Source organism: Streptomyces sp. Ru73 (genome assembly GCF_002920575.1).
GTDB lineage: Bacteria > Actinomycetota > Actinomycetes > Streptomycetales > Streptomycetaceae > Streptomyces.
The window spans coordinates 1-4802 of the sequence record NZ_PQSQ01000186.1 but is presented as its reverse complement, the minus strand read 5'-3'; the positions used below and the strand labels follow the sequence as shown (position 1 = coordinate 4802).

The window sequence follows — 4802 nt, the reverse complement described above, 5'->3', positions numbered from 1 at the left end:
GGCGCCGCGCCCGGTACGCCCGGACCGCAGCCCGGATACGGCTACCCCCAGCCCGCCCAGGGCCAGCCCGGCTACGGGTACCCCCAGCAGCAGTCCGCGGCCCCCGGCCAGCCCCAGGCCCAGCCCGGTCAGCAGGGTCAGCCCGGCGCCCAGCCGCAGCCGAATGCGCAGCCCAACCCGTACGGGCAGCCCGGCCCCGGTCAGCCGCCGCACGGGCAGCAGCCGCAGGCGGGGCAGCCGGGTCACCCCGGCGCCGCCCAGAACGCCGACCCGCGCGCCGGTGCCTGGCCGGCCCCCGCGCCCGGTCAGGGCCCTGGCCAGGGCCAGGGGCAGATGCCGGGTCAGCAGCAGGGCAACGGCCCGGCCGGTGCGCCGCTCGGTTACACCGCGGCCGTCGAGCTGTCCTCCGAGCGCCTGATCAAGGGCAAGCAGAAGGTCCGCAAGCCGGGCGCCAACCAGCCCGGCAACTCCCGCTTCAAGTTCGGCGGCAAGAAGGAGGAGGCCGAGCGCCAGCGCAAGCTGGAGCTGATCCGTACGCCGGTCCTCTCCTGCTACCGCATCGCGGTGATCAGCCTCAAGGGCGGTGTGGGCAAGACCACGACCACCACCGCGCTGGGCGCCACGCTGGCGACGGAGCGGCAGGACAAGGTCATCGCGATCGACGCCAACCCGGACGCCGGCACGCTCGGGCGCCGTGTGCGCCGGGAAACCGGCGCGACCATCCGCGACCTGGTCACGGCGATCCCGTACCTCAACAGCTACATGGACATCCGGCGGTTCACCTCGCAGGCGCCGTCCGGGCTGGAGATCCTCGCCAACGACGTCGACCCGGCCGTCTCGACGACCTTCAACGACGAGGACTACCGCCGCGTCATCGACATCCTGGGCCAGCAGTACCCGATCATCCTGACGGACTCCGGCACGGGCCTGCTCTACAGCGCGATGCGCGGTGTGCTGGATCTCGCGGACCAGCTCATCATCATCTCCACGCCGTCGGTGGACGGTGCGAGCAGCGCCAGTACGACGCTGGACTGGCTCTCCGCGCATGGTTACGCCGATCTCGTCTCGCGCAGCATCACGGTCATCTCCGGGGTGCGCGAGACCGGCAAGATGATCAAGGTCGAGGACATCGTGTCGCACTTCGAGACGCGCTGCCGCGGAGTGGTCGTCGTGCCGTTCGACGAGCACCTGTCGGCGGGTGCCGAGGTCGACCTCGACATGATGCGGCCGCGTACCCGCGAGGCGTACTTCAACCTCTCGGCGATGGTCGCGGAGGACTTCTCGCGGGCGCAGTCGGCGCAGGGCCTGTGGACGCAGCAGGAGAGCGGCGGGCACCAGCCGCCGAGCGCGGCGCCGCCGATGCCGGGCGGGTTCCCGCAGGGGCCCGGGCAGGTGCCGGGGCAGCCGCAGCCGGGTCAGTACCCCGGCCAGCCGGGGCAGCCCGGTCAGTACCCGGGGCAGCCCGGCCAGCCGGGCCCGCAGCCGGGGTGGCAGCAGCAGCCCCCGCAGCAGTACGCGCCGCAGCAGCAACAGCCGCAGCCCGGCGGGCAGTACGGCTACGGGTACCCCCAGCAGCCCGGCCAGCAGCCGCCCGCCGGACAGCCGGGGCAGCAGCCGCCCGCCGGACAGGCCGCACAGCCGGGACAGCCCGGACAGCCCGAGCAGCAGGGGGCGCAGCAGCCCGGTCCGCAGCCGGGGTGGCAGCAGCCTCCGCAGCAGTAGCCCGTGCATGAGTGAAAATGAGTGAACCCCCTTGCGGTGCAAGGGGGTTCACTCATGTCACAGCGTCATGGACAGGCTCAGGGCGTGGGCTCCGGGCCCTGGGTGACCAGTGCGCGGGCCTGCTTCACGTCCAGGGCCATCCGCTCCAGCAGCGCGTCGAGCGTGTCGAACTTCTCCTGGCCGCGGATGTACGCGACGAAGTCGACGGCGACGTGCAGGCCGTACAGGTCGAGCCCGACGCGGTCGATGGCGTACGCCTCGACGGTGCGGATCTTGCCGTCGAACTGCGGGTTGGTGCCGACCGAGATCGCGGCGGGCATCGCCTCGCCCTCGACGTGCAGATAGCCCGCGTACACGCCGTCGGCGGGAATCGCGGTGTGCGGCAGGGTCTCGACGTTGGCGGTCGGGAAGCCCAGTTCACGGCCGCGCTGGGCGCCGCGTACGACGACGCCCTCGACGCGGTGCGGACGGCCGAGTACCTCGGCGGCGCCGGCCATGTCGCCGGCCGCGACCAGCCGGCGGGTGAGCGTGGAGGAGAACGGCTCGCCGTCGCCCGCCTCGCCGCGCTCGAAGAGGTCGACGACCTCGACGTCGTAGTCGTAGGTCCGGCCGAGCTCGGCGAGCGTCTCGACGCTGCCCGCCGCCTTGTGCCCGAAGCGGAAGTTGGGGCCTTCCACGACGAGCTTCGCGTGCAACTTGTCGACCAGCACCTTCACCACGAAGTCGGCGGGCGCCAGCTTCGAGAACTCCTTGGTGAAGGGCAGGATCAGCACGGCGTCCACGCCCAGTTCGGCCATCAGCTCGGCACGCCGGTGGTGCGGCGCGAGCAGCGGCGGGTGGGTGCCGGGCCGCACCACCTCGCTCGGGTGCGGGTCAAAGGTGACCACCACGGCCGGTACGCCCAGCTCGCGGGCGCGCGCCACGGCCTTGCCGAGGATCAGCTGATGCCCGCGGTGCACGCCGTCGTACGAGCCGATGGTGACGACGCTGCGCCCCCAGCCCTCGGGGATGTCCTCCAAGCCACGCCAGCGCTGCACTGTGCCCGCTCCTTGCCCGAACTCTTGTCTGTTCACTACACCGATACGGCATTGCGCAGGTCTAAGACTGCCATGCCGGACGGTGTGGTTGGCGCGAAGGGTGGGCTCACCTCGGCCGCCCGCGCGCGGGGCGGCCGGGGAGCGCAGGCGGGGCCGGGCGCGCGGCCCCGTGCCGGGGGCGGCTCAGGCCGGGTGCGGGGCGCCCTGCGCAGGCGCGCCGGACGTGCTGTGCGCCATCGCCAGGCTCCGGAAGCCCTTGGCGGGCCTGGCCGGGGACGGACCGGCAGAAGCCGGGACGCCGGGTGCCGGGACGGCGGAGGCCGGACTGGCGGAGGCCGGGAGACCCGAGGCCGGAATTCCCGACGGCGGCACCGCGGGCCGCGTCGGAGCCGGTACCGAGGGCGGCGCGGTCCGGGCAGCGGCGGTGGCAGCGGCAGCAGGCGCGGCGCCCGGAGCCGGTACCGAGGGCGGGGCCAGGGGCGGCGTGGCGGGCTGCGGGAGGTCGGCCGGGTGGCGGGGGCCGAGCATGGCGCGGGCGCTGGGGCCCACGACGGCGGCCCATTCCGCGGGGGCCGCGGCCAGCCACGTCCGTACCATCGCGGCGAACTCCGGCAGCACCCGGCCCAGCTCGACCAGGCGCCGGTCGAAGCGGGCCGCGCCCTCCGTCGTCCGCACGTGCAGCATGCCGGTGCGGTGCACGAGGTCACGGGTCTGCGCTTCGGGGCGGCGTCCTGCGCCCTGGGCAGCGGCGCACAGCAGCGCGTCCAGCACGGTGGCGTCGGGCGCGGGGGCCGGGCGCCCGCCGCCGCTGTCCTCGCGCTCCAGCAGGACGTCCAGCAGTTCCTGGCGGAGCGGCCGGGACGCGGTGCTGCCCGGCCCGGCCAGTACGGGCACGAGTGCGCACCGGACGGGCGCGGCGTGGGCGGTCAGCAGCCGTACGGCGAGCGGCCGCAGCACCGTGCGGGCGCCGGGCCCGGCCTCCAGGCGGCGGGCCACGAAGTCCGCCACGGGGCGGGCCGCCGACCAGGGGAAGCGGAGGGCGTACTCGTCGACGAGGGCCGCGGCCCGGCCGGCGAGCGCGGGCGTCGAGACGCCGGCGAGCGTACGCAGCACGGCCTCGGCGGTGCCGTCCACGCCCGGCTCGGCGTCCGGTTCGGCTGCCGGGCCGCTGCCGCCGGGCGAGGGCGACGGCGAGCGGCGCAGCCGGGTGCCGAAGGCGGCGAGCACCGGTTCGGGGTGGCTGGTGAGGGCGGCGGCGAAGGCCGCGGGCGGCAGCGCGTGATCACCCGCCGTGAAGCGGGCCAGTGCATGGTCCAGGTACCGGGAACGGGTGGCCCGGTGCCCACGAGCAGGGCCAGCGCGCGCCCGTGCACGTCCTGGTCGCCCGGCCGGTCCAGGAGCGTGCGGGCGGCCCGGCGGAGCAGTTCGCGGTCCGCGTCGCCGGTGGCATGCGCGGCGGCGGCCAGTGCGTACGTGGCGGCGGCCGCCCGGCGCGCGGGCCGGTCGTCGCGGGACCAGCGGTCCACGGCGCGGCAGAGCGCCGCGGGCTCGTCCTCGGCGAGGGCGGTGAGGAGTTCGTCGGCGCGCGGGTGCGCGGCGGCGGCCAGCGCCTCGGTGAGGGCGTCGGTCGCGCGACGCCGGTGGGTGTGCAGCAGGGCCTGCGCGGCAGCGGCGACGGTCGGCTCCTGGGGCGGAGCGCCGTCGGCTGGACCGTCCACGCGGGCCGAAGGGAGCCCGTGGACGCCCCCGCCGGTCTCATCGGCCCCGTCGGACAGCGCGGGACCGCCGCTCCCCTCCGTTCCCCTCCTCACGGCCCCCGGCCCGCGTTGCAGCGGGCGCTCGTCGTCGAACCAGCGGCAGAGCAGGGGCTGCACGCGCCGGGGGTCGGCGCGCAGCAGCGTCGCCGCGAGTCCGAGGAAGCGGGGCGGCCGGGCGGCGGCCGGTACGGCGGGACGGTCCCCGGTCGCCGCCTCGGCACCGCCCGCGGCATGGCCGGCCGCGACTCCCCCGCCCCCGGCTTCCACCGCTGCCGGCTCCGGTGGT

General features: G+C 75.9%; 2 protein-coding genes and 1 pseudogene. 1 reads left to right on the top strand and 2 read right to left on the bottom strand.

Going from position 1 to position 4802, the window contains the following annotated elements:
• Positions 1-1722: MinD/ParA family protein (locus tag C3486_RS36200; protein ID WP_181138816.1), on the top strand; the 1722-nt coding region annotated here is incomplete at its 5' end.
• Between the two features lie 77 nt (positions 1723-1799).
• Here C3486_RS36200 and C3486_RS36195 read toward each other — a convergent pair.
• Both C3486_RS36195 and C3486_RS38460 read right to left on the bottom strand, forming a co-directional pair.
• Positions 1800-2759 (bottom strand): bifunctional riboflavin kinase/FAD synthetase, encoded by a 960-nt coding sequence (locus C3486_RS36195; RefSeq protein WP_103837095.1) that lies wholly within the window; start codon positions 2757-2759, stop codon positions 1800-1802.
• Between the two features lie 519 nt (positions 2760-3278).
• Positions 3279-4802 (bottom strand): annotated as a pseudogene (locus tag C3486_RS38460) (hypothetical protein); the annotation flags it as partial.